Source organism: Isoptericola dokdonensis DS-3 (assembly GCF_001636295.1).
In the GTDB taxonomy this organism is placed as follows: domain Bacteria; phylum Actinomycetota; class Actinomycetes; order Actinomycetales; family Cellulomonadaceae; genus Isoptericola; species Isoptericola dokdonensis.
Window position 1 is genome coordinate 1,476,536 of sequence record NZ_CP014209.1, and the last position, 25,123, is coordinate 1,501,658.

23 protein-coding genes are annotated in these 25,123 nt (G+C 73.6%); 11 read left to right on the top strand and 12 right to left on the bottom strand.

All coding sequences use genetic code 11. From position 1 onward, the window contains the following. Positions 1-7: 7 nt before the first annotated feature. The 4 genes from I598_RS06965 (at position 8) to I598_RS06975 (ending at position 3,540) form a co-directional block, all read left to right on the top strand. Positions 8-952, top strand: a complete 945-nt coding sequence (locus I598_RS06965; RefSeq protein WP_083972998.1) for a CHAD domain-containing protein — start codon at positions 8-10, stop codon at positions 950-952. Positions 953-1,354: 402 nt separating this feature from the next. Further along, complete coding sequence (locus I598_RS17595; RefSeq protein WP_157557176.1) at positions 1,355-1,756, top strand: DUF6318 family protein; 402 nt, start codon at positions 1,355-1,357, stop codon at positions 1,754-1,756. Next, on the top strand, positions 1,753-2,598 hold the full coding sequence (locus I598_RS06970) for a hypothetical protein (RefSeq protein WP_157557177.1): 846 nt from the start codon (positions 1,753-1,755) through the stop codon (positions 2,596-2,598). The genes I598_RS17595 and I598_RS06970 overlap by 4 nt, the downstream gene beginning before the upstream one ends. Positions 2,599-3,060: 462 nt before the next feature. Beyond that, positions 3,061-3,540, top strand: coding sequence for an HNH endonuclease (locus tag I598_RS06975; protein ID WP_068202346.1), 480 nt, complete (start codon positions 3,061-3,063; stop codon positions 3,538-3,540). A gap of 232 nt (positions 3,541-3,772) precedes the next feature. Here the strand turns inward: I598_RS06975 and I598_RS06980 are convergent, their stop codons facing one another. The 4 genes from I598_RS06980 to I598_RS06995 form a co-directional block, all read right to left on the bottom strand. Then, positions 3,773-4,783, bottom strand: a complete 1,011-nt coding sequence (locus tag I598_RS06980) for a hypothetical protein (RefSeq protein WP_198155767.1) — start codon at positions 4,781-4,783, stop codon at positions 3,773-3,775. An 84-nt stretch (positions 4,784-4,867) separates the two neighbouring features. Further along, positions 4,868-5,290: a DUF779 domain-containing protein gene (locus I598_RS06985; RefSeq protein ID WP_068202348.1), complete on the bottom strand. Its 423-nt coding sequence runs from the start codon at positions 5,288-5,290 to the stop codon at positions 4,868-4,870. A gap of 14 nt (positions 5,291-5,304) precedes the next feature. Beyond that, positions 5,305-6,828: an acetaldehyde dehydrogenase ExaC gene (gene exaC, locus I598_RS06990; protein WP_068202349.1), complete on the bottom strand. Its 1,524-nt coding sequence runs from the start codon at positions 6,826-6,828 to the stop codon at positions 5,305-5,307. A gap of 155 nt (positions 6,829-6,983) precedes the next feature. Beyond that, positions 6,984-8,249 (bottom strand): helix-turn-helix domain-containing protein, encoded by a 1,266-nt coding sequence (locus tag I598_RS06995; RefSeq protein ID WP_068202350.1) that lies wholly within the window; start codon positions 8,247-8,249, stop codon positions 6,984-6,986. Positions 8,250-8,421: 172 nt separating this feature from the next. Here I598_RS06995 and I598_RS07000 point away from each other — a divergent pair, with 172 nt between their 5' ends. From I598_RS07000 to I598_RS07015, 4 genes are read left to right on the top strand one after another with little or no spacing between them, the layout of a single operon-like run. Beyond that, complete coding sequence (locus tag I598_RS07000) at positions 8,422-9,333, top strand: sulfurtransferase (protein ID WP_068202351.1); 912 nt, start codon at positions 8,422-8,424, stop codon at positions 9,331-9,333. Positions 9,334-9,347: 14 nt separating this feature from the next. Then, on the top strand, positions 9,348-9,803 hold the full coding sequence (locus I598_RS07005; protein ID WP_068202352.1) for a SufE family protein: 456 nt from the start codon (positions 9,348-9,350) through the stop codon (positions 9,801-9,803). A 54-nt stretch (positions 9,804-9,857) separates the two neighbouring features. After that, complete coding sequence (locus tag I598_RS07010) at positions 9,858-10,967, top strand: calcium/sodium antiporter (protein ID WP_068202353.1); 1,110 nt, start codon at positions 9,858-9,860, stop codon at positions 10,965-10,967. Between the two features lie 12 nt (positions 10,968-10,979). Continuing rightward, positions 10,980-11,354, top strand: a complete 375-nt coding sequence (locus I598_RS07015) for a universal stress protein (RefSeq protein WP_068202354.1) — start codon at positions 10,980-10,982, stop codon at positions 11,352-11,354. A 3-nt stretch (positions 11,355-11,357) separates the two neighbouring features. Here I598_RS07015 and I598_RS07020 read toward each other — a convergent pair whose 3' ends face one another. Then, positions 11,358-12,575, bottom strand: a complete 1,218-nt coding sequence (locus I598_RS07020) for a DUF2235 domain-containing protein (RefSeq protein ID WP_068202355.1) — start codon at positions 12,573-12,575, stop codon at positions 11,358-11,360. Between the two features lie 191 nt (positions 12,576-12,766). Next, the gene (locus tag I598_RS07025) at positions 12,767-13,636 is read right to left on the bottom strand and encodes a DUF4190 domain-containing protein (RefSeq protein ID WP_068202356.1); all 870 of its coding nucleotides are present in this window, start codon (positions 13,634-13,636) and stop codon (positions 12,767-12,769) included. A gap of 162 nt (positions 13,637-13,798) precedes the next feature. Here I598_RS07025 and I598_RS07030 point away from each other — a divergent pair, with 162 nt between their 5' ends. Next, positions 13,799-15,100: a sensor histidine kinase gene (locus I598_RS07030; RefSeq protein WP_157557178.1), complete on the top strand. Its 1,302-nt coding sequence runs from the start codon at positions 13,799-13,801 to the stop codon at positions 15,098-15,100. A 35-nt stretch (positions 15,101-15,135) separates the two neighbouring features. Next, positions 15,136-15,801 (top strand): response regulator transcription factor, encoded by a 666-nt coding sequence (locus I598_RS07035; protein ID WP_083973000.1) that lies wholly within the window; start codon positions 15,136-15,138, stop codon positions 15,799-15,801. Positions 15,802-15,829: 28 nt separating this feature from the next. Here I598_RS07035 and I598_RS07040 read toward each other — a convergent pair whose 3' ends face one another. From I598_RS07040 to I598_RS07065, 6 genes are all read right to left on the bottom strand, one after another. Then, positions 15,830-16,609 (bottom strand): amino acid ABC transporter ATP-binding protein, encoded by a 780-nt coding sequence (locus tag I598_RS07040; RefSeq protein ID WP_068205094.1) that lies wholly within the window; start codon positions 16,607-16,609, stop codon positions 15,830-15,832. Further along, positions 16,606-17,481 carry an ABC transporter permease subunit gene (locus I598_RS07045; RefSeq protein WP_068202359.1) on the bottom strand — a complete coding sequence of 292 codons (876 nt, stop codon included), beginning with the start codon at positions 17,479-17,481 and terminating at the stop codon, positions 16,606-16,608. Before I598_RS07045 ends, I598_RS07040 begins: the two co-directional genes overlap by 4 nt. Positions 17,482-17,491: 10 nt before the next feature. Next, a complete protein-coding gene (locus I598_RS07050) occupies positions 17,492-18,352 on the bottom strand; it encodes an ABC transporter substrate-binding protein (protein WP_198155768.1) in 861 nt (286 codons plus the stop codon). Positions 18,353-18,502: 150 nt separating this feature from the next. Beyond that, positions 18,503-19,006 (bottom strand): dsRBD fold-containing protein, encoded by a 504-nt coding sequence (locus tag I598_RS07055; protein WP_068202361.1) that lies wholly within the window; start codon positions 19,004-19,006, stop codon positions 18,503-18,505. Between the two features lie 95 nt (positions 19,007-19,101). Continuing rightward, complete coding sequence (locus I598_RS07060) at positions 19,102-21,843, bottom strand: glycoside hydrolase family 3 protein (RefSeq protein ID WP_068202362.1); 2,742 nt, start codon at positions 21,841-21,843, stop codon at positions 19,102-19,104. Between the two features lie 7 nt (positions 21,844-21,850). Next, complete coding sequence (locus I598_RS07065) at positions 21,851-24,292, bottom strand: glycoside hydrolase family 3 C-terminal domain-containing protein (protein WP_068202363.1); 2,442 nt, start codon at positions 24,290-24,292, stop codon at positions 21,851-21,853. A 111-nt stretch (positions 24,293-24,403) separates the two neighbouring features. Here I598_RS07065 and I598_RS07070 point away from each other — a divergent pair, with 111 nt between their 5' ends. Beyond that, positions 24,404-25,018: a TetR/AcrR family transcriptional regulator gene (locus I598_RS07070; RefSeq protein WP_068202364.1), complete on the top strand. Its 615-nt coding sequence runs from the start codon at positions 24,404-24,406 to the stop codon at positions 25,016-25,018. Positions 25,019-25,123: the final 105 nt, after the last annotated feature.

A 25,123-nucleotide genomic window follows, 5' to 3' on the forward strand; every position in this document is an offset into this window, starting at 1 on the left:
TGGTGCGATGGCTCCTTCACGTGCGGACGATCTCGCCGGTGACGTCTTCGCGGACGTGCTCGCCGAGCACGTTCGGCGCATCCAGCAGCGGATCCCGCCTGCCCTCGCAGACGAACCCGACGCCGTGCACCGGCTCCGCACCGCTGTCAGACGGCTGCGCACGACGCTCGCCGTCTACCGCCCAGTGTTCGAGCGGCGAGCCAGTGACGACCTGCGCGACCGCCTCGCGGAGCTGGGGCACGTCCTCGGGCCCGCGCGCGACCTCGAGGTACGGCGTGACGACGTCGAGTCGACCGGTCGCGCGTCACGAACCCCCCTCGCCGCCCGGGAGCGGCTCGTCGTCGAGCTCACCGAGGCGCATGCCGCCGCGCACCGAGATCTGCTCGAGTGGTGTGCCGGGGAGCGCATGCGCGCGCTGAACGCCGAGCTGGTCCGGTGGGTGGCCGCCCCACCCTGGGCGGAAGCCGCCGAGAAGCCGGCCCGCAAGGTCGCGCGCAAACGCCTGCGCAAGGCGGTCCGCAGGTCGCTGAGCGCCGCCGACGACGTCGACCTCGGCGTCCTGGCCGACAGGACGGAAGAGCTGGCGCGCGACACACGCCCCACCGCGGACGACCTCCTCGACGCGGCACATCGGTTGCGCAAGGCCGGACGCCGCCTCACGCATGCCGCCCGCGACGTCACCAGGAAGCCCACCAAGGTGCTCGGGTCCCACGCCCGAGAGCTGGACATCGCGGGCAAGGCCGTGCAGTCCTCCCTCGGTGACCACCGCGACGCTCTGCTGCTCGCTCGTCGAGCCCGTGTCGTCGCTGACGCCGTCGAGACGGAGGGCGGGGACCGCCGGCCCTACGACCGGCTCGCACATGCCGCCGAGCGGAGGGCGTACGCAGCCCTCGACGACGCCGCACGGGCCGTCGCCGCGTTGCGCGACGTGGCGGGGCGCACCGGCCAATAGCCGTCCGCGCACTGCGCGGCCCGTCCGGACGAACGAGGCCGCTCGCCATTCCAGCGTCGCCCCGGACCGGAGTCACCGCACCCCGGGGACCACAGGTCGTTGTCCACAGGTTGGGACGCACGGTTCCGTCCGATACGTCGGATCGCTAGCCTCGGACCGGCCTTGTCCGCTGCCCCTGGAGACGCGATGACGCGCGCACGACAGCACCACCGCCTCGGCCCGACGACGGCGCTCGCCCTCGCGGCCACGCTCGCCCTCGGCGCGTGCACGTCCGACGATCCGCCGCCCTCGCAGGCTCAATCGCCGGCGCCGGTTGCCGAGTCACCGACTCCCGACGCGAGCCCGACACCGAGCCCTTCGCCTAGTCCGTCCGATCAGGCAGCCCCCGAACGTCCCGCAGCGATGGATCGTGACGACGCCGAGGGTGCTGCTGCTGCGGCGGCACATTTTCTGCGGCTGCGCGCACCAATGATGGCCTCTGGCGAAACTGCCGAGTGGGTCGAGATGTCTCATCAGGCCTGCGAGTTCTGCGCATCCGGCCTTGAGCAAGCAGAGACAATCCAAGAACGTAACGACACATATACGGGCGGCGATGCCACCACGGAGGCAGTCGAGGTGTACGCCATGGACCCGGTCACCGGAACATGGCCCGTTGAAGTCCGCATCACCGAAGACGCCTCACGTATCGTGAATTCGTCCGACGAGGAAGTCTTCGCCTCCGTCAGATCTACGACCAGACTGCTCGTTGAAGTAGGCCTGAGAGATGGGTCCTGGGTCATAGTTGGAGTCGGAGATGCTAAATGAACGCACTCATAGCTTCACTGGCGGTGACCACAGCTCTCGCAATGGGCGGCACCTTTGATGACCCTTACACAACTGCAGCCAACGATGTGAAGGACGAGATCTATGCGGAGCGGCTCAGTCCTGCCGAGCAGCAAGCCCTGATCGAGTCGACCAGCGGCAGCGGCGAGCCTTCGGACACCCGCTACGTCCGCGCCGACGCTGACATGTGCTGGCTGCGGGACCTGGACACGACGATCCTGGCGGCGGTGTGCGACGACGGCGAAGAGGTCGCGTACACCGGCCCTGATTGCTCCGAGGACTCCTACGAGCTTCCCGCTCTGTTCTCCGTGACGGTCCGCGACGACGGCTCCACCACGCCGCCGGTCTTCGAAGCCGAAGGCGTGTGCGTCACTCCCGCGGACCTCGCCGACGAGGCCCGCCGCGCCTGGCGCACGATGCCGATCGAACCCGCGCAGATCCAGCTCGAGGTCGAACGGGACTGGGCGATCGTCAATCTCGGCGTCCACCCTCGCACCACGGACGAGCCGCAGATCATGGACACCATGCTCCTCGGCGTCCCGGTCCAGCTCCAGGCCGTACCCACCGAGTACACCTGGGATCCCGGCGACGACTCCGATCCCGTCACGACCACACACCCGGGTGACCGCTACGACTCCCCCGACGCCATCCACCTTCCGTACCCCGCGCCTGGCGTCTTCACCCTCACCCTGACCACGACCTGGGAGGGTCAGTTCCGCATCACGGGGACGCCGTCCTGGACCTCGATCGACGGCACCGTCACGACCGACGACTCCACCGACCCGATCGAGGTGCACGACGCCGAGGTCCGACTCACCAATTGACGGACAAGGCCTGCGCACCGCCGCACGATGCGAGTGCGTTCCCCTGACATCCCTGCGCTGACTCGGCGCGCGCCACGCTGACTCGCCACGTTCTGCGCTGACTCAACGCGTCCTGCGCTGACTCGCGCCGCCCCGCGCTGACTCGCGCCGCCTTGCGCTGACTCGCGCCGCCCCGCGCTGACTCGCGCCGCCTTGCGCTGACTCGCGCCGTTCCCGGCAACCGGACGAACGGCGCAGAGCGGTGGATCTTGGGCTCGGGAGGCCGTGGCACGACGCCGGTCGGACCGAAAATGCTGGACTTCCGGGCATCTCACCTCTAGTTTTCATCGTGACGGACGCCACAGCGGCGCCCGTCCGGTGGTTGCTGAGCGACCGCCGCCGCCCGAGCCATCGACCCGACGAGGAGCCGCCAGCAGCGCACCGACCATCCAGGTCGGGCGCACCACCGGAAGGAGCAGGACCGTGGCCGACGTGCTGGTCCTCAACGCCGGCTACGAGCCGCTGCACCGCGTGTCCGTCAAGCACGCCATCACGATGCTGGTGCGCGAGGTGGCGGTGGTGGAGGAGTTCGTCGAGGGTGCGTCGTTCGGCCCGTATCCGCTGCCGCGGGTCCTCCGCCTGGTCCGGTACGTGACGATGCGGTGGGTGTACCGAGGTGGTGGGCGTCCGTCGGTGACGAAGGACGGCGTGAAGCGGCGGGACGGTGCGTGCGCGTACTGCGGTGGTCCGGCGCAGACCGTCGATCACGTGGTCCCGCGGTCCCGGGGTGGGGACAGCTCGTGGCTGAACCTGGTGGCGGCGTGCGAGCCCTGCAACCATCGCAAGGCGGACCGCACCCCGCTGGAGGCGGGCATGCCGCTGCGGGTGACGCCGTACGTGCCGGACGCCGACCACGGTCTGGTCCGACGTCACAGACGCGCGCGGACCCTCGCCGCCGCCTGACAGCCGGCGGGCCGCCGGCTGACGACGGACGGCCGTCAGACCGCCGTCCGGACACATCGTCCAGTCGCACCGGCAGCACCGGCAGCACCGGCAGCACCAAGGAAACCGGCGCCGTCGCACCTCACGCATCAGAGCCGGGATCCCGGAGGGACCGCAGCACCGCGCCCACCGATGCCGCAGGACCTCAAGCATCACCCTCCGATGCGTGAGGTCCTGCGGCGTCAGGCCGGGTTCAGCGCCCCTCGACGGGCTCCCAGCGGTCGGCGTCGGCCTCGTCGGCGGCGACGCGCGAGATGGCACCGGTGACGGGCTGCGGCACGGCCGGGCCCTGGGCGTCGAGCACGCGGGACGCGACGACGGTGCTGCCGAAGTTGGCGTGGCACTCGGTGCAGTACCACTCGGGGGCGGGCACGGGGACCTCGAAGCCGCCGTAGACGACGTCGGGCTCGGCGCTGACGACGTCGTCGGAGAACGTCATGCCCCACACGATGCGCTTGGTCTTGCCGCGCACGCCGCAACCGGGGCACTGGGGGCGCAGGCGGTTGCGCTGCGACGACACGCTGTGGGCGTGCATGAGGTCGTGGCACTGCCCGCACAGCAGGTGGACGTCGCGGATGACCTGGTCGAGGGTGCGGCCGCCGGCGGTGGTGGTGCCGAGGCGGACGGCGCCGTCGTCGTGGGCCTGCAGCTCGTGGACGTCGACGAACCGCTCGCAGGTGGCGCAGCGCTCCTCGCGGCGCATGGCCCAGCCGGTGACGGCACGGTGCCCGATGAGGCGCAGCACGTGGACGTCGGGCGCGGTGTGCCCGGCACCGCAGTCGCCGGGGTCGATGGTGTGCACGGGGCCGTCGTGGAACTGGTTGGCGACGCCGTCGAGCACCGCGCGGGCGTGCTCGGCGGGGAGCCAGCCCGAGGAGCCGATGTAGGCGTCGGCGCCGTCGAACAGGTCGGCCCAGACGATGGGGCGGTCGGGCCCGAACAGCTCGTCCGTCACCCAGGAGTCACCGTCGGAGGACCCCATGAGCTCGACCGAGGCGACCACGCCCGCGTCGCCCAGCACGGTCACGACGACGTCGCCGCGCTTGGGTCCGTCCGGCCCGCCGGGCAGCGAGTGCTCGCGGGAGCGCGTGGCGATGGCCACGGACTCGCGCAGCCAGTCCGTGGACCAGTTCAGGTACACGGACGGCACGAGCCAGGCCGGCAGGGAGGAGACGGACGGGAGGGCGTCGGCTTCGGTGCTCACGGCCCAGAACATACCCGTTCGTCCCGTCCGCGCCCAGACCCTTGCCCGCGGCTCCCCTCTCGGCTGCGCCGCCGCCGGCGCCGCTCACCGCCCGGCGAGCGCGTCGGCCTCGTCGTCGGTGAGCAGCCGGGAGCGGATGAGGAACCGGACGCCCTCGGGCGCCTCGACGCTGAACCCGGCGCCGCGGCCGGGCACGACGTCGATCGTCAGGTGGGTGTGGCTCCAGTACTCGAACTGCGCCCGGGACATCCATACGGGCACGGTGAACGAGGCGTCGTCGTCGGGGTCGGTGAGCGGAAGGTCGCCGAGGTGGACGTCGGCGTCCCCGACGAGGAAGTCGCCGTCGGGGTAGCACATGGGGCTGGACCCGTCGCAGCAGCCGCCGGACTGGTGGAACATGAGGTCGCCGTGCCGGCGCCGCAGCCGGGCGAGGAGCCCGGCCGCGGCGTCGGTGACGGCGACGCGGGCCGGGGGCGCCGGGGCGCCCGCGGTGGCGTCGTCGGACATCGTGAGCCTCCGGCCTAGAAGAAGCCGAGCTTCTGGCCGGAGTAGCTGACCAGGAGGTTCTTCGTCTGCTGGTAGTGGTCGAGCATCATCTTGTGGTTCTCCCGCCCGACGCCGGAGCCCTTGTACCCGCCGAACGCGGCCGCGGCCGGGTAGGCGTGGTAGCAGTTCGTCCAGACGCGCCCGGCCTCGATGGTGCGCCCGGCCCGGTAGGCGATGCCGCCGTCGCGGGACCACACCCCCGCCCCGAGGCCGTAGAGGGTGTCGTTGGCGACCTTCATGGCGTCGTCGAAGTCGGCGAACTCGGTCACCGCGACGACGGGACCGAAGATCTCCTCCTGGAAGATCCGCATGGAGTTCTTGCCCTCGAACACCGTCGGGGTGACGTAGTAGCCGCCCGCGAGGTCGCCGTCGAGCTCGGCCCGGTGCCCGCCGGTGAGGACCTTCGCCCCCTCGGCCTTGCCGATGTCGATGTACGACAGGATCTTCTCGAGCTGGTCGTTGCTGGCCTGCGCGCCGATCATCGTCCCGGTGTCCAGCGGGTCGCCCTGCTGCACCGCGCGGGTGCGCTCCAGGGCGTCGCCGAGGAACTGGTCGTAGATGTCGGCCTGGATGAGGGCGCGCGACGGGCAGGTGCACACCTCGCCCTGGTTGAGGGCGAACATGGTGAACCCCTCGAGCGCCTTGTCGTAGAAGTCGTCCCGCGCGGACGCGACGTCGGAGAAGAAGATGTTCGGGCTCTTGCCGCCCAGCTCCAGCGTCACGGGGATGATGTTCTGCGACGCGTACTGCATGATCAGGCGCCCGGTCGTCGTCTCGCCGGTGAACGCGATCTTGCGGATCCGCGGGCTCGACGCGAGCGGCTTGCCCGCCTCCACGCCGAACCCGTTGACGACGTTGACGACACCCGGCGGCAGCAGGTCGCCGATGAGGTCCATGAGGAACAGGATCGACGCGGGCGTCTGCTCGGCGGGCTTGAGGACGACCGTGTTGCCGGCCGCGAGCGCCGGGGCGAGCTTCCACACGGCCATGAGGATGGGGAAGTTCCACGGGATGATCTGCCCGACGACGCCGAGCGGCTCGTGGAAGTGGTAGGCGATGGTGTCGGCGTCGATCTCCGAGATCGACCCTTCCTGGGCGCGGATGGCGCCCGCGAAGTAGCGGAAGTGGTCGATGGCGAGCGGGATGTCGGCGGCGAGGGTCTCCCGGACGGGCTTGCCGTTCTCCCAGGACTCGGCGACCGCGATCTGCTCGAGGTTCGCCTCCATCCGGTCGGCGATCTTGTTGAGGACGACGGCGCGCTCGGTCGCGCTGGTGCGTCCCCACGCGGGGGCGGCGCCGTGCGCGGCGTCGAGGGCCTTGTCGATGTCCTCGGCGGTGCCCCGGCCGACCTCGCAGAACGTCCTGCCGGTGACAGGGCTGGGGTTCTCGAAGTACTCGCCCCGGGCGGGGGCCACGTACTCGCCGCCGATCCAGTGGTCGTAGCGGCTGCGGTACTCGACGATCGACCCGGGCTGTCCCGGGGGTGCGTAGACGGTCATGGGAGGTGCCTCCTCGCACTGCTCACGCGTCGCCGGGTCGCAGCGACGACGGCGCCTCGTCGCGCCGTGCGGCCGACGGTAGGACGGCGAGGGTTGCAACCCCGTTGCAGCGCGCCCGCCCGGTCCGGGCCACCGGTCGGGCGTGCCGGGGCGGTTCAGCGCAGGGCGGCGTCGACGACGACGAGGTGGGCGCGGGCGCGGTGCCAGCGGGCGCTGCCGGGGGCGGTCACCTGCACGAGGCGCTGCCACGCCTCGACGTCGTCGGCGCCGTCGTCGCCGGCCGTCCAGGCCTCGAGGGCGACGGCGTCCCCCCGGGCGAGGACGGCGGCCCGCAGGTCGGCGGCGAGGTCCGCGCGGGCGCGCTCGACGCCGGGCGCGGTCGACCGGGGCAGCAGGGGCCCGGGGCAGGCGGCGAGCGCACCGTGCAGGTCACCGCGGGCGAGGCGCTCGCGGACGACGTCGACGTCGCTGCGCAGCCCGGGTGCCCGCCGGTAGGGCCGGGAGCCGGTGACGACGTCCCCGGCGGCGCGGCGCAGCCGGGAGATCTCGGCGCGGACGGTGACCTCGGACAGGTCACCGGGGTGCAGCAGGACGGCGAGCTCCTCGCTGGTGAGGCCGCGCGGGTGCTCGCCGAGCAGGGCGAGGATCTCGGCGTGCCGCCCGGACAGGCGGTGGGGGCCGTCGGGCAGGTGCAGCAGCGGTGCGGGGCCGAGCAGGACGACGGCGGGGCGGCGCGGGTCGACGGCGGGGCCGGGCGCGCCGGCGGCGGCGAGCTCGCGCTCGATGCTGGCGACGGCGGCGCGGACGAGGGAGAGGGCGACGTGGGAGCCGGCGGCCCGTCCCCCGGTGACGTCGAGGACGCCGAGCACGCGCCCGGTGGCGTCGTGGACGGGGGCGGCGACGCAGTTGAGGGACTGCACGGGGCGCGCGAAGTGCTCGGCGCCGAGCACCTGCACGGCGCGACGGGTCGCCAGGGCGGTGCCGGGAGCGTTGGTGCCGACGTCCTGCTCCCGCCAGACGGCGCCCGGCAGGAAGCCGACGTGCTCGGCGGTGCGGCGGGTGCGGGTGTCGCCCTCGACCCACAGCAGGCGGCCGACGTCGTCGGAGACCGCGACGACGAGACCGTCGTCGGCGGCGCCGTCGACGACGAGGTCGCGCACGAGCGGCATGAGCGGCGCGAGGGGGTGGGTGGAGCGGTAGGCGTCGAGCTCGGCGGCGGTGAGGCCGGTGGGCGCGCCGGGGCCGTCGGGGTCGACGCCGGACGTGCGGCTGCGGCGCCACGACTCCGCCACGAGCGGGTCGAGGTGCGGTGGCAGCAGGCCGGTGTCGAGGAACGTCCCGTGGGCGTCGAGCACCCAGCGGCGGTCCCGCCGGACGTCCGCGCGCGGACGCTCCGTGGACGGTGTGCCACGACCCTGCACCGAGAACCTCCGACGTCGTCGTGCGGTGGTGCCGCCAGTGTAGGCACGGCACCGCCGCACGCTCGCCGAGCGGTCTCACATCGTGGTCCCACATGATGGACGACGGGTGTCGCCCCCGGTGAGGGCATGTCTAGGGTGGGCCCAGGAACCCGCCACGGACCAGGAGGACACCATGTCCGCACCGCTCGACCCGAACCCCCGCCTCCAGGAGTACGCCCACCCGGAGCGCCTCGTCACCACGGAGTGGCTCGCCGCCAACCTCGGCAACCCCGACCTCGTCGTCGTCGAGTCGGACGAGGACGTCCTGCTCTACGAGACCGGCCACATCCCCGGCGCCGTGAAGGTCGACTGGCACACCGACCTGCTCCTGCCCGTCGAGCGCGACTACCTCGACGGCCCCGGCTTCGCCGACCTGCTCGGCTCCAAGGGCATCGGCCGCGACACCACGATCGTGCTCTACGGCGACAAGAACAACTGGTGGGCCGCCTACACCGCCTGGGTCTTCACCCTGTTCGGCCACGAGGACGTCCGCCTCCTCGACGGCGGCCGCAACCTCTGGGTCGCCGAGGGCCGCGAGCTCACCACCGACGTCCCCGCCCCGGCGCACGTCGCCTACCCGCACGTCGACCGCGACGACACCACGTTCCGCGCCTTCAAGGAGGACGTGCTCGCCCACCTCGGCCACGGACCCCTCGTCGACATCCGCTCCCCGCAGGAGTTCACCGGCGAGCGCCTCCACATCCCGGACTACCCCGAGGAGGGCGTGCTCCGCGGCGGCCACATCCCCACCGCGCACAACGTCCCCTGGGCCACCGCCGTGTCCGAGGACGGCACCTACAAGCCCCGCGCCGAGCTCGAGGCCATCTACCGCGAGGGCGGCCTCGGCCTGCAGCTCGACGACAAGGTCATCACCTACTGCCGCATCGGCGAGCGCTCCAGCCACACCTGGTTCGCGCTGCGCTACCTCCTCGGCATCGACGACGTCCGCAACTACGACGGCTCCTGGACCGAGTGGGGCAACGCCGTGCGCGTGCCGATCGTCGCCGGCGACCAGCCGGGCGAGGCTCCCGGGCGCGCCGCCTGAGAGACACTGGGACCATGACCGACCACGCGCCCACCACGCCCGAGCTGCCCGCCCAGCTCGCCGCGATCCGCGAGGACTTCCTGGCGCTCACCGAGCCCGACCGGCTGCAGCTCCTGCTCGAGTTCTCGCGCGAGCTCCCCGAGCTGCCCGAGCGCTACGCGCTGGCACCGGGGCTGCTGGAGAAGGTCGAGGAGTGCCAGTCCCCCGTCCGCGCCTTCGCGGAGGTGGACGACGGCGTGGTGCACTTCTACGCCTCGGCACCGCAGGAGGCACCCACCACGCGGGGCTTCGCCTCGATCCTCGCCCAGGGGCTGTCCGGCCTCACCGCTCGGGAGGTGCTCGACGTCCCCGAGGAGTTCCCCCTCCAGCTCGGGCTGACCCGCGCGGTCAGCGCGCTGCGGCTCAACGGCATGGCCGGCATGCTGACGCGGGCCAAGCGCCAGGTCGTGGAGCAGCTCGCCGCGTCCTGACCCCGCCCGCCGCGACCCACCCCCGAGAGGCTCGCGCGCCCGTACCCTGGGCGCGTGAGCCTCTCGAGCGCGCTGCTCGTCCTGTCCGGATTCGTGCTGCTCGTCGGCGGCGGGGAGGCGCTGGTCCGTGGCGCGGCGTCGCTCGCGCGGACGATGGGCATGTCCGCCCTCGTCGTCGGACTCACCGTCGTGTCCTTCGCGACCTCCAGCCCCGAGCTCGCCGTCAGCGCCGGCGCCGCCCTGTCGGGATCCCCCGGGCTGGCCGTCGGCAACGTCGTCGGCAGCAACATCGCCAACGTCCTGCTCGTCCTCGGCCTCTGCGCGATCGTCGTCCCCCTGGTGGTGACGTCGCGCGTCGTGCGCACCGACATCCCCGTGATGATCGGGCTGTCCGTCCTCACCCTGCTCCTGGCGCTCGACGGGACGATCAGCACCATCGACGGCGTCCTCCTGCTCGCGCTCGTGGTCGCGTACACGGTCGTCACGGTCGTCCTGTCCCGCCGCGAACGTCCCGCCGAGCCGCCGCGGCCGCTCCCCGGGGCCGAGGAGCCGACGAGCCGGTTCCGGGCGACCCGGGCCCGCTCGATCCTGCTCGACGTGGTGCTCGTCGCCGTCGGCGTCGCCCTGCTCGTGGTCGGGGCACAGCTGCTGGTCCGTGGTGCGACGCAGGTCGCCACCAGCCTCGGGGTGAGCGACCTCGTGATCGGTCTGACCGTCGTGGCGGTCGGCACCTCGCTGCCGGAGCTCGCCACGAGCATCATCGCGGTGCGGCGCGGCGAGGGCGACCTGGCGGTGGGCAACATCGTGGGCAGCAACATCTTCAACATCGGCGCGGTGCTGGGCCTGACCGCCGTCATCGCCCCGGGCGGCGTCGGCGTCGACCCCGCCGCGGTGCACCTCGACCTCCCCCTCATGATCGCCGCCGCCCTCGCCCTGCTGCCCCTGGCGTTCACCGGCCAGATCATCAAGCGTTGGGAGGGCGCGCTGCTCGTCGTGCTGTACCTCGCCTACGTCGCGTTCGTGCTGCTCGCCGCGGCGGACCACGACGCGGCCCGGCCCTTCAGCTCCGCGATGCTCGGGTTCGTCCTGCCGGTCACGGCCGTGTGGCTGGTGGCCCTGGCCGCGTACGAGCTCGGCCTGCGGCGAGGCCGTCGGCAGGTGTGACAGAGTTGGGCCATGACGGTGCTCGTGGCCTACCACGCCTCCCCGCACGGCGAGGCGGCTGTCCGGACGGCACTGGAGGAGTCGCAGGGCCGCGACGTCCCCCTCCACGTGCTGGTGCTCGACCCGCAGCCCGCGGAGGCGCCGACGCCGGACGCGCTGGCGTCGCTGCTCGGGCCGGCGGACGTCGCGGTCACCTACCGCGGGGAGCACGACGAACCGGCCGACGCCATCCTCGACACGGCCGACGCGGTCGGTGCGACCCTCGTGGTCGTCGGGTCGCGCAAGCGGTCCAGCCAGGGCACGTTCCTCATGGGCACGACGACGCAGCGGGTGCTGCTGGACGCGTCGGTGCCGGTCCTGGTCGTCAAGGACGTGTACGACGCCTGACGCTCACGCGGTGAGCAGGTGCCGGTCGTCGTCCGGCGGTACGCCCACGTCGACGGTGGGGACGAGCTCGAGGCCGCCCGCGGCCTCCACCCACCAGGAGAGGTTGCGCGCCCGTTCGGCGTACCGGTCCCGCACGGCGTAGCGCACGGCCGTCTCCGCGAGGAGGACGGCGTCGGGCCAGCGCCCGTCTCCCGCGCCGGACGGCGGTGCGTCCTGGACCTCCGCCGTCGTCGACCGGGCCGGAGCACCGTCGGCGGACGTGAGCGCGAGGACGCGCAGACCGTCGCGGAACACCTGTCGGCCGTCGACGACCCCGGACCGGGACACGACGCGGCGGCCGAGGTTGAGGGCACGGAACAGCACGTTCGGGCCGGGGTCCAGGACGAGGGGGTCGTTGCCGCGCTGGCGGGCGAGCCGGGCACGGTCGAGCACGAGGCCGGCCCGTTCGAGCTCGTCGGCCATCCACTCGAGCGCCACGTCGGACAGCCCGGTGCGGGGCGCCCCTCCCCCGACGTCGCTGTGCGCGCCGGGGAACCACACCTGCTGCACGCGGCCGGGCGGGTCGCCGGCGGGAACCCGCCACAGGCACGGTGTGAACGTCATGCGGCGCTCGTCGATGGCGAGTCCCTGCCGGGCGACGTCGACGATGCTCGACAGGACGACGTCGTGGAACCCGCTGCGGCCCCGGGTGAGACCGGGGACGCCGAGCGCCCCGACGGTGTCGTAGACGCCGAGGAACCGCACGCGCGGGCTGCTGGAGTGCGCGGCCCGGAAGGTGTCCTTCGTCCGGCGTGCCCCCGGCTCGTCGAGCGACAGCCGGTAGGTGCTCAGCGCCTCGCCCAGCATCCCGGCGTCGACCGCCTCCGGGGTGAGCAGCCCCACCTGCGCGATCATCCCGACGACGCTGCGGGCGGTGAACGCGCCGCGGGAGAACCCCACGACGTAGATCTCGTCGCCGGGCGACCACGTGGTCGCCAGGAAGCGGTAGCCGTCGACGACGTTGCGGGTGAGCCCGTACCCGAACGCGCCGCCGAGCACCTGGTCCACCTTGTACCCGCGAGCCCCGACGCCGCCGACGTAGCCGACGATCTGCACGACGTCGTCGTCGGCTCCGGGGACGAGGCCCTGGACGACGCACCGCTGGAGCTTCTCCACGTTCGTCACCCGCGGGTTGACCGCGTGGTTCCACGTGCCGTCGCAGCACAGGACGATCCGTTTCATGGCGCACCTCCTGCCCGGAGGGAGGCTCGTCGGGGGCGTGTAGATACAGTCCGGTCCCGCCGGTGCGGCACCCGGCGCGGGGCGGACGGCGAAGGACGCGCCGGACCCCTCGGGGAAGGTCCGGCGCGCCCGGTCCAGGTGGACGCCCTCGCGGGCGGTCCGGGGCCGACGGCGGGTCGGCCGGGAGGCGGTCAGCGCGCGGTGGCGAAGAACACCGGGTCGGAGAACCAGCCGGCGGTGAGCGTCCAGGCGCCCGGAGCGCCGGCGGGCACGGCCACGCAGACGTTGCCCTGCGCGGTGCCGCCCTCGTAGAGCTCGTCGGTGTCCATGAGGTCGTCCGGGATCACGCCGCAGTAGTCGCTGTAGGTGACGGAGTCGTCCCCGACGAACTCGACGGTGAGGTCGACCCACGGGGTGCCGGTCTCGGTGCCGGTGTAGGTGGCCCGCACGGGCACGATCCAGAACTCCGTGCCGTCGGCGGGGGCGTCGTTGAACTCGTTCTCGGCACGGATCTCGTCCCACGCCTCGTACGGCCTGCCCAGGTCGACGGTCCAGTCGTCGGTGCTGACGTCCTGCGAGAACCGGTACGGGTGCTCCCGCGTCCCGTCGGCCGCCGCGGCGGGCGCGGCGTCCTGCGCGGTGTCCTGCACGTCGTCCTGCGCGGTGCCGGCCGGCGGGGCGTCGGCCGCCGCGTCCTCGACGGCGGTGCCGTCGTCGTCCGCCGTCGGGAGGTCCGACAGCTCGGCGGAGACCTCGTCGACCACCTTGCCGTAGAACGCCTGCGAGGCGAGCACGCCGATCCCGGCGAGGACGGCCAGCACGACGCCGGCCACGGCCAGGCCGCCACGGGGCGCCCCCTTGCGGGCCTTGACGACCCCCACGACCGCCAGGGCGAGCCCGACGACCGCGCCGAGGAAGGCGAGGTTGTTCACGATCGGGACCAGGCACGTCACCAGCGAGACGAGGGCGACGACGAACCCGGCGACGGCGAGGGCGTTGCCCTTCGCCGGCGGGACGGGCGGGGCGGCAGGCGCCGGGGCCTGCGGGAACGGAGCGGTCACGGTGACTCCTCGGACGACGGGTGAGCGGCCGGTGACGGTCCGCTCGAAGGAACGTCGTCAGCCTCGCCGCCGGGGCGGACGGCGCACATCACCCGGTCGGTCAGCACCGCCTGCCCGATCGGGTGTGGTCGGGCGTCGGTGGCGCTGCGTACCCTCGGCCGCATGTCCGTTCCTCTCCGCCCGGCGCCCGCCGCGGTCCACCCACCGCTCGCCGGGCCGTCCCCGCGTGCGGGCCGGCCGGCCGGTCGGGCGTGGTGGTCCCGCCTCGGCACGGCGGGCGTCGTCGTCGTTGCCGCCACCAGCTCGCTGGTGGCGGTCGCGATGCTGTCGCCGGCCGACCCCGACGACGTCGCGGTGATCGCCTCGATCCTGGCGATGCTGACCGGGTTCGTGCTCGCCGGGTGCCTCGTCCTGCGGCGTCAGTACCCGGTGCCGCTGTGCGTGGCCGCCTCGGTGGCGCCGATGCTGCTGCCCATGGACTCGGCGGCGGCGCTCCTGACCCTGCCGTGGGTGTGGGCGGTGGCGCGCGGCCGCACCGTCGCGCTGTGCACGGCGGCGGTGACGGCGGGCACGGCGGCGGCGCTGTGGCGCGACGCGGCCCGGCCCGCGGGCGAGCACGTCTTCAGCGTCGTCGACGAGGCCGGCGTGCTCTCCTACGACCCGGGGCCGGTGGCGTTCGTCGGGTGGGGCCTGCTCTTCCTCGGGCTGTCCGTCGCCGCCGGGATCGTGCGCCGGTCCCGGGCCGCGACGGCGTCCGCCCGGCGGGACACCCGGGACGCACGCGAGCAGACGGCCGCCGAGGTGGCGCGCAGCGCCGTCCTGCAGGACCGCATGACCCGGCAGGAGGAGCGTGAGCTCATCGCCCGCGAGGTCCACGACACCGTCGCCCACCACATCGCGTCGATCTCCCTGCGCGCCTCGGTGCTGGAGGTGCAGCACCCCGACGACGCACCGACGCGGGACGCCGCCCGCGAGGTCCGCGCCTCGGCGCAGCGTGCCGTCGCCGAGCTGCGCACGCTGCTGCACTCGCTGCGCACCGACGACGGCGACCTGCTGCCGGGCACCACCCTGGAGGACCTGGTCCCGCTGCTCGACCGGCTGCGGGCGGGCGGCACCCAGGTGTGGGGCACCGTGTTCGTCACCGACTCCCACCTCGCGGCGCCGCACGTGACGCGGGCGACGTTCCGCATCGTCCAGGAGGCCGTCACCAACGCGCTCAAGCACGCACCCGACCGGCCGGTGTCCGTCACCGTGCGGGCCGGGCGCGGCTCCGGCGTCGAGGTGCGCGTCGAGAACCCGCTCGGGACCGGGGCGCCCGGCCCGGGCACCGGGCACGGCATCACCGGCATGCAGGAGCGCGCCGAGCGGCTCGGCGGCAGCCTGACGGCCGGCCGGGACGGCGACCGGTTCGTCGTCACCGCGCGGCTGCCCTGGGCGGAGGTCGGTGTCGACCCGCAGCGCTGACGGCGTGTCGGTGCGGACCGCTAGGGTCGGTCGACGTGATCCGAGTGCTGCTCGTCGACGACGACCCCCTGGTGCGCCAGCTCCTGTCCGCCGTCCTGGCGGCGGCCCCGGACGTGGACGTCGTCGGCACCGCCACGGACGGTGACGAGGTCGCGGACGCCGTGGCCGCGCACCGGCCGGACGTCGTCCTCATGGACCTCCAGATGCGTCGCGTCGGCGGGATCGCCGCCACGGCCGCCCTGCAGCGCAGGCCGGACGCGCCGCGGGTCGTCGCGCTGACGTCGTTCGGGTCGGACGACGCCGTGCGCGCCGCGCTCGACGCGGGCGTCGTGGGCTTCGTCAACAAGACGGCCGACCCGGAGGACGTCGTCAAGGTGCTGCGGGACGTCGCGGCCGGGCACGGCGGGCTCGACCCGGCGGCGCAGCGCGCCCTCATCGACGGCCGGGGTGCCGACCGCGCGGGCACCGACCGGCAGCGGGAGGCGCAGGTCCGGCTGGCAGCCCTCACCGCCCGCGAGCGCGAGGTCGTGGAGTGGCTCCCGCACGGCCTGTCGAACCCGCAGATCGCCGAACGCACCTACCTGTCCGCCTCCACGGTGAAGCAGCACCTGTCGAGCGCGATGCGCACCCTGGGCGTGGACTCGCGGGAGGCACTCGCCGTCGTGGTGGACCGGGCCGGGGCCACCGCCCGCCCCGACTGACCGCCCCGGGCGCCCGCAGGGGCGGCGGTCAGCGCAGGCGCCGCAGGAACTCGCGGGTGCGCTCCTGCTGCGGGTCGTCGAGCACCTGGGCGGGGGTCCCCCGCTCGTGGACGCGGCCGTCGTGGAGGAACACGACCTCGTCGGCGACCTCGCGGGCGAACCCCATCTCGTGGGTGGCGACCAGCATGGTGGTGCCGTCGGCCCGCAGCGACGTCAGCAGGTCGAGGACCTCCCCGACGAGCTCGGGGTCGAGCGCCGAGGTGACCTCGTCGAGCAGCAGCAGCTCGGGGCCGGAGACGAGGGCACGGGCGATGGCGGCACGCTGCTGCTCCCCGCCGGAGAGCTGGTCGGGGTAGGAGCCGGCGAGGTGCGCGAGGCCCACCCTGTCGAGCATCGCGTGCCCTGCCTCGACGGCCTCGGCGCGGGCACGGCGGTGCACGAGACGCGGCGCGAGGGTCAGGTTGTCGAGCACGGTGAGGTGCGGGAACAGGTTGTACTGCTGGAACACCATCGCGAGGCGGGCCCGCACCGCGTCGGCGTCGACCCACGGGTCGGCCACGTCGACGCCGTCGAGGAGCACCTGGCCGTCGTCGATCTCCTCCAGCAGGTCCACGACGCGCAGCAGCGTCGACTTGCCGGACCCGGACGACCCGACCAGCACCACGCAGGAGTGCTCGGCGACGTCGAGGTCGATGCCGTCGAGCACGACCTTGCGCCCGGCACGGCGGCCGGGACCGGAGGGGTAGGTCTTGCGGACGTCGCGCAGGCTGAGCAGGGCGGGCACCGGCGCGACCGGGGCGGCCGTCATCGCAGCACCCCCGCCCCGGCGACGCCGCGCAGGCTGCCCCGCCAGCCCTGCCGGGCCGACCACGCGTCCACCAGGCGGGTGAGCGGGATCGACACGAGCAGGAACAGCACGCCCGCCACGACGTACGGGGTGAAGTTGTAGTCGCCGGTGGTGGCGATCTGCGCGGCGCGGATCGCGTCGACGGCGCCGAGGATCGAGATGAGCCCGGAGTCCTTCTGGAGCGAGACGAGCACGCTCGCCACGGGCGCGGTGACGTTGCGGACAGCCTGGGGCAGCACGACCCGCCGGACGGTCTGCCCGCGCGTGAGGCCGAGGGACCGGGCGGCGGCCACCTGGGACGGGTGCACCGACTCGATGCCGGACCGGAAGATCTCCGCGAGGTAGGCCGTGTACGTCAGGACGATGGCGAGCCCGCCGAGAAACGCGGCGCTGGTGGGCAGCCACTCCAGCCGCAGGGCGGGCAGCCCGAACCCGACGAGCAGCAGCACCAGGAGCACGGGGACGCCGCGGAAGACGTCGACGTACAGCACCGTGACGACGCGTGCGGGGAACAGCGCCGGGACGCGGGAGGTGCGCACGACGGCGAGCAGGAGCCCGACGACGAGCCCCACGACGGAGGCCACGACCCACACCCGCAGGTTCAGCCACAGCCCCTCGGCGACCTCGGGCAGCACCTCCCACGCCCGCTCGGGCGAGAAGAAGGCGTCGCGGGCCCGCTCCCAGCCGGGGGCGGTGGTGACGACCCAGAGCACCGCCGCCACGACGACCGCCGTCGCGACACCCGCCACCAGCAGGGCGCGCCGGTGCTGGGCGCGCCGGAACGCCGTGCGCGCCTGCGCGCGCGGCGAGGGGACGTGGTCGGCCGGGCTCATCGGACGCGGGTCAGGACAGCTCGGGGACGTCGTCGGACTTCAGCCACTCGGTGCGCAGGGCGTCCAGCGTGCCGTCCTCGTCCAGGGAGTCGACGGCGTCGGAGACGCACGCGGTGAGCGCGGAGTCCTTGTCGAGCACCAGGCCGAGCTGCTCGGGCTCGCCGACGGCCGGGAGGGTGCCCACGACCTGCGTGTCGGGGAAGTACACGGTGGACGCGGCGACGCCCTGGTCGACGTCCATGACCATCGCGTCGACGGTGCCGGAGCTGAGGGCCGTCATGCCGTCGCCGGCGGCGCTGAACGGCACGACCTCGACGGCGTCGCCCCAGGCGGCCTCCACGGCGTCCAGCGAGGTCTGCGCGGCGGTCACGCCGACCCGCGCGCCCTCCAGGTCGGCGAGGGAGGCGGCGTCGGAGAACTCGCCGGAGTCGGCGACGATGACGCCCTGGCGGCTCGTGAGGTACGGGCTGGAGAAGTCGACGGCCTCGGCGCGCTCCGGCGTGATGGACGTCTGGTAGGCGGCGAGGTCGAACGGCTTGATCGCCGGGGAGACGATCTGCTCGAACGTCACGGTCTCCCACACCACGTCCTCGGCGGCGTAGCCGAGCCGGTCGGCCACCGCGTACACCAGCGCGGACTCGAAGCCCTCGCCGGAGGTCGGCTCGCCCACGTACCAGGGCTCGTAGGGCTCCCCCGCCCCGACGGTCAGCGTGCCGTCGGTGAGGGTGGGCAGCGCGCCCGGCTCGCACGCCGCGGCGTCGGTCGCCCCGGGCGTGGCCGCGTCGTCGGCGTCGGTGCCGCCGGCCGAGCAGGCCGTCAGCGCGAGCAGGACGACAGGGGCGAGGGCTGCCAGGGCGCCGCGGGTACGCACGATGTTCCTCCGGAGGTGGGACGACGGCGCGGGTCACCGTCGTGGGCCGGTGTCGAGCCTAGGCCCGCGCCCCGACGGGGTGAACCTCCCGGCGGTGTGCCGCCGGTCACGCCGCCGCGGCCTCGTCCCGGCCGCGCCAGGACGGGGAGCTCAGGTGTGGACGTGGCCCTTCGTCCCGGTCGCCGCGGTGATGTCGTCCTCCGCCTGGCCGAGCATCGCGTCGGCGAGCCGGCGCAGCGCCCGCCCCGCGGCGACCTCGTCACCGATGACGGGGATCTCCTCGTCGTGCGGGTCCCGGCGCGCGTGCCCCACCGACCGCAGCGGCCCGACGTCGGCGTGCTCCGGCGGTCCCGCGACCAGCACCGCCTCGGCCGTCGTGCTGCCCGCCGCCTCGACGAGCGTGAGCTGGACGTGCCAGGTGGTCGAGCGTGCCGTCCGCGGTCCCGCGTCGTCGGGCTGTGCGCCCTCCTCCTCCGGCTGCACCAGGGAGTCGGGCCCCGGGAACACCAGCGTCTCCTCGCCGGTGTCGCTCCACCGGACGCGGTAGGGCGGCGAGCCGTCGTCGTGCGGGCAGTCCACCACCACCCCGGACCGCACCGCTCCGCCGACCACGCCGGACGCCGTCACGATCCTGTCCCCCACCGACGCGTGCATGGCAGGTCACCTCCGTCTCGTCGTCGAGGGTCTCCTCCCATGGTGCGCCTGTCCCCGCCCGCTCGCGACGGGCGGGGACGGGTCCCGCGGAACGGTCAGGACGACATCGCGGTCGTCCGGGCCACGGTGTGCAGGATGGTGTGGGCGCGGTCGCGCAATGCGGCGCCCATGCCCACCGGGTCGGCCTCGACGGCCGCCGTCGTGGCGTCGACCGTGGCGGCCGGGAACACCGCGAGCATCCAGTCGTTGCCGTGGCGGGCGGCGAGCTCGGGGTCCATCCAGCCGCCGAGCACGGCGTCGGTCGAGACGAATCCGTCGAAGCCCCACTCGCCGCGCAGGACGCCCTGCAGCAGGTCCTCGTTGCCGCCGGCCCAGCTGCCGCCCAGGTTGATGAACGAGCTCATCGCACCGGTCGCTCCGCCCTCCTTGACGGCGATCTCGAAGGGCCGCAGGTACAGCTCGCGCAGCGCCTGCTCCGAGGCGAACACGTTGATGCCGGAGCGCGCGTTGACCTCCTGGTCGTTGAGCACGAAGTGCTTGATCGTGGTGAGCACGCCCTGGTCCTGCGAGCCCGAGATCACGGCGGCGGCCATCGCACCGGTCAGCAGCGGGTCCTCGGAGAAGTACTCGAAGCCACGGCCGCCCATCGCGGTCCGGTGCAGGTTCATGCCCGGCGAGTACCAGACCTCGACGCCGTAGGCGTTCGCCTCGGTGCCCACCGAGGCTCCGACGGCGTAGGCCAGCTCGTCGTTCCACGTCGACGCCACGACCACCTCGGTCGGGTAGGCCGCCGCGTCGAGCGGGGAGAACAGCGAGTTGAGGCCGGCGGGGCTGTCGAGCATCGTGATCGACGGGACGCCGAGGCGGTCGATCGCGACCGACCGGTACGCGCCGTACGAGAACAGGTCGACCTGCTCCTCCAGGGTGAGCTGGTCGAGGAACTCCTCCCACCGGGGGTCGTCGCGCTCGAGGCCGACCATGTCGGCCAGCACGAGCCCGTGGTCGGCGCCGTAGGTCGGGGCGTCGCCCTCGGTGGGCGCGACCTGCGGGTCCATGCGGGCCAGCAGCTCGTCGGACGCGACGAGGTCCGCGTCCTCGACGGTCGGCCAGGTGCCGTCCCAGTCGGAGCGCGAGAGGTAGGTGAGGTCGCCCTCGACGTACCCGAAGCGGCTCTCGTAGGCGACGCCCGTGTCCGGGTCGGCGTCGTGCACGACGTCGTCGGCCACGGTGGTGGTGTACGACGCGACGGGGGTGTGGACGTCCGTGCGCACCGAGATCTCGTAGTCACCGGCCTCCAGCAGGTACACGCCGGCGGCGGTGTCCCAGGACGCCATGTCCCGCACCGCGTACTCGACGGTCACGGTCTCGGACGCACCGGGCTCCAGCACGCCCGTCTTGGCGTACCCCGCGAGCTCGATCGCCGACTTCTCGATGCCGCCCTCGGTGTACGGCGCCGAGAAGTAGACCTGCACGACGTCCTTGCCCGCGACGTCGCCGGTGTTGGTGACGGTGACGTCCACCGTCACGGTGTCCGCTGTGACGACCGGCTCGGCCGCGTCCCATGTGAAGTCCGTGTAGCTGAGCCCGTACCCGAACGGGTACTGCACCGCGGCGGCGTAGCCCGCCTCGTCACCGGCGTACCGCGTCTCGTAGTAGCGGTAGCCGACGTAGATGCCCTCCTCGTAGTCGAGGAAGCTGCGCGCCACGTTCTCGTAGGAGAAGTCGCCGAAGTTCTCCGTGGACGGCGCCGAGGTCACGTCGGTGGCGTAGGTGTCGGTGAGGTGCCCCGAAGGGTTCACCGCGCCGGTGAGCACCTTCGCCAACGAGGTCGCACCCTGCGGGCCGGGGGTGCCCATCCACACCGCGGCGGTGATCTCCGGGTACTCGTCGAGGAAGCCGAGCTCCATCTGGTTGCCGGAGTTCACGACGACGACGACCTCGTCCTGCACGGACGTGACCTTGTCGAGCAGGTCGTGCTGCGCGGCGGTCAGCCGGAGCTGCTCGGCGGTGAAGTCCGAGCCCTCCGAGCCGTCGTTGCCGACGACGACGATCGCGGTGCCCGAGAACTCCGCCGCCTGGGCGAGCACGTCGTCGGTCAGGTAGTCCGGCGCGGGCTCGTGGTCGCCCTGACCGAGCATGCCACCGGCGATCTGGACGAACGCGTTGCTCGGACCGTCGGCGTGCTCCGCCCCGGCCTCGACCATCGAGTCGTACAGGGCGGTGTTGTGCTCGATGCCCTGGGCCGCGAGCGCCTCGTAGAGGGTGGGCGCGCCGGCCGTGTTGGACCCGCCGGAGCCGCCGCCACCCAGGCGGAGGTTGAACGAGGCGAACGAGAAGACGTTGACGCCGCCGTCGAGCGGCAGGGTGCCGGCGTCGTTCTTCAGCAGGACGAGGCCCTCGTCGGCGACGTCCTCCGCCACGCCGAGCGCGGCCTCGCGCGCCGCGGCGGCGGCCGGGGTGTCGTCCGTGAACGTCAGGGAGGACACCCGGGCGATGCCGGCGGCGTACGGGGCGGCGAGCGCGCCGACGCCGACGACGGCGACCGCGGCGACGCCCCAGCCGACCGCACGGCGGGGACGGTGCCCGACCTTGCGGTAGACGCGCTCACGTCGCTTGTCGGCGCGCCGTGCGGCACGGTCCATCCCGGCGCGCGCCTCGGCGCGTTCGGCCTTCCGGTCCGCCTTCGCCGCTCGCGCGGCGGCCTTGTCCGCGGCCTTCGCGGCGCTGCGCTCGGCCGGGTCCATCGCCTTCAGCTCGGCGGAGCGCTCCCGACGGGCCGCGCGCTCGTCCTGGACGCGCGCGACGGCCTCCTGCTTGATCTCTCTGCGAGTTGCCATGTCTTCCTCAGTTCTTGCGTGAAGCGCGCTCGCTCCGTCGACGGGCGCACCAGGCCGACACCACGCGGGCCACGCCCGCGAGGAACCGACGGTTGACCATGAGCAGCAGGCCGTCGAGCATCGCGTCGTCGACCCTCCCGCCGCTCATGCGCGCCACCGACCTGAAGGGCAGGTCGAGCGCGAAGCGGGTGTTGTTGGCCGCGAGCGGCCGACCGAGCGCCAGGAGCACGGCGCCGGTGGCGTCGATCAGGCGGACCAGGAGGCCGCCGAACCCTCCGCGGCCGCGGGCCTGCGCCACGATGTCGTCGCGGGTGAGCGGCCGGCCGGTCTCCCAGCGCGCCGGGGGCGGGGTGCGGCCGAGCAGGGTCGCGAACTCCGCGTCGTCGACGCCGCGGACGTCGCCGCTGACGTAGTGGGGCAGCCGGTCCGCGTCGGGCGTCGTCCACGCCCCGCCCGGCACGACGACGTCGGCACGCAGCCGGACGTCGCGCGACGAGGCGCCGACGAGGGCGCCGTACGTGCCGCCGACCGTGCGCCACCGGTCGGCGGCGACGTCGTAGACGTCGAACGCGTGCTCGCGATGGGAGACCTCGACCGTCGCGCTCTCTCCCGGCGCCAGGTGCACCGTGGTGAACCCGGCGAGCTCGCGCGGGGCACGTAGTTCGCCGTGCGCGGCGCCGGGCGCCTCCGTGTAGACCTGGACGGTCTCGGTGCCCGCGACGGCGCCGGTGTTCGTCACCGTGACGCGCGTCTGCGTCGGGCCCGCGACGAGGTCGCTGTACGCGAAGGTCGTGTAGCCCAGGCCGTGCCCGAACGGGTAGCGGACCGGGGCCCCGACCTTGTCGAAGTACCGGTAGCCCAGGTAAACGCTCTCGCGGTGCTCGGACGTCGCCTCCGTGCGGCCGAACGTCGCCGACGACGGCACGTCCTCGCCCCGCAGCGGGTACGTCTCGGCGAGGCGGCCCGCCGGGTTCGCGGCCCCGGTGAGGAGGTCGGCGATCGCGCGCCCCCCGCCCTGTCCGGCGAGGTAGCCGTGCAGGATCGCGTCGACGTGCTCGGCGAAGGGCAGCTCGACGGGCGCGCCCCCGGACAGGACGACCACCACCCGCTTGCCGAGGTCCACGAGCTCGCGGGTCAGCGCGAGCTGGTTGCGCGCCAGGCGCAGGTGGGTGCGGTCGACGCCCTCGGCCTCGGCCGACTCGTCGAGCCCCAGGAACAGCAGCACGACGTCGGCCCGCCCCGCGAGGCGCAAGGCGCGCTCCCGCAGCCGGCGCGACGGCCTGTCGCGGCGGGGGAAACCCGGCTCGTAACCGACGACGTCGAGGTCGGTCGCGCGCAGCGCGTCCAGCGCCGCCTCGAGGCGGGTCGGGTTGACCAGCGAGCTGCCCGCGCCCTGGTACCGGGGGCGTGCGGCGAAGTCGCCGATCACGGCGACCCGCCCGGAGCCCGGTCCGAGCGGCAGCGTGCCGCGTGCGTTGCGCAGCAGCACCAGGGAACGGCGGGCGGCCTCGACGGCGAGCTCGTGGTGGGCGCCGTGGAGGGCGGCGCGGTCGCCACCGGCGACGCCCCCGCGGTCGGCCGTCCGGTCGATCAGCGCCAGGAGCTCGTCCACGCGGGCGTCGAGGACGGCCTCGTCCAGCAGCCCGGACTCGACCGCGCGGACGACCTCACGGTCGGTGGCGCCGTCGGTCGACGGCATCTCCAGCGCGTTGCCGGCGCGCAGCCCGGCGACGCGGTCGTTGTTGCCGCCCCAGTCGGTGACGACGAGTCCGTCGAAGCCCCAGGTGTCCCGCAGGGTCGCGGCGAGGCCGAGGTGCTCGTTGGCGTAGGTGCCGTTCACCTTGTTGTAGGAGGTCATCACGGTCCACGGGTCGCCCTCGGCCACCGCGACGCGGAAGCCCTCCAGGTAGAGCTCGTGGAGCGCGCGGGCGTCGACGACCTCGTCGACGCTCATGCGGTGCGTCTCCTGGCTGTTCACGGCGAAGTGCTTGAGGCAGGCGGCCACGCCGCGCGACTGGATGCCGCGCACGAGGGCGGCGGCCAGCCTCCCCGACAGCAGCGGGTCCTCGGAGAAGTACTCGAAGTTGCGGCCCGCGAGGGGGTTGCGCTTGATGTTCAGCCCGGGCCCGAGGAGGACGGCGACGTCCTCCGCGGCGGCCTCCGCCCCCAGCGCCTCGCCGACCTGCTCCACGAGCCGGAGGTCCCAGCTGTTCGCGAGCGTGGCGGCGGGCGGGAAGCACGTGGCGGGCAGGCTGGCGTTGAGGCCGAGGTGGTCGGCAGCACCGCCCTGCTTGCGCAGCCCGTGGGGCCCGTCGGTGAGCATGATCGACGGCACGCCGAGGCGGGTGACGGGCTTGGTGTTCCAGAAGTTCTGGCCCGACGTCAGGGACGCCTTCTCGGCGAGCGTCATCGCGGCCCGCAAGCGTCGTCGGTTGTCGTTGGTCGTCATGCCTCGATACCTTGAGTCAAGTTCCACCACGTGGTGGATGTCGAGGAAGATAGCAAGTTCCACCGCCTGGTGGAAATCTGGCGCCTGCGCAGCAGGCCGGAAGGAGTGCACGTGCCCGAGGAGCAGGTCGCGCAGCAGCGCGCGGAGGGTTACGCCACCGGGCGGGCGACCAAGCTGTCGATCGTCGAGAGCGCCGCCACCGCCTTCGCGCAGAAGGGGTTCCACGGCGCGTCGCTGCGCAGCATCGCCCGCGAGGCCGGCGTCGACCACTCGACCCTCATCCACCACTTCGGCAACAAGACGGCGCTCCTGCTCGCCGTCATCGAGTGGCACGACGCCCAGGACATGCCCACCGAGCTGCCGGCGGAGATCACGGCGGAGTTCGTCGCCGAGGGCTTCGTCGCCACCGCCCGCCGCAACGCCGAGACGCCCGGCCTCGTGCAGCTGCTCTCCGTGCTGACCGCCGAGGCCGGCGCCGAAGGGCACCCCGCCCGCGAGCCGCTCCGCCGCCGCCACGACGTCGTCACCACGCTCATCGCCTGGATGATCCGCACGCAGCGCGCCGCCGTCGACATGCCGCACGACCCGCTCAGCCCCGAGGATCGCGCCGCCGTCGTCGTCGCCACGTGGGACGGGCTGCAGATGTACGACGCGCTCCACCCCGGGCAGCTGGACGTCCCCGCCCTCGTCGCCCGCGCGCTCCACGACGCCTTCGGGCTCGAGTGAGCCGGGACGCTCCGCCCCCGCCGGACCGCCCGGGCACGACCGCCCGGGAATGACGAAGGCCGGGCCGACTGATGTCGGCCCGGCCTTCTCGGTGTCTACGACACC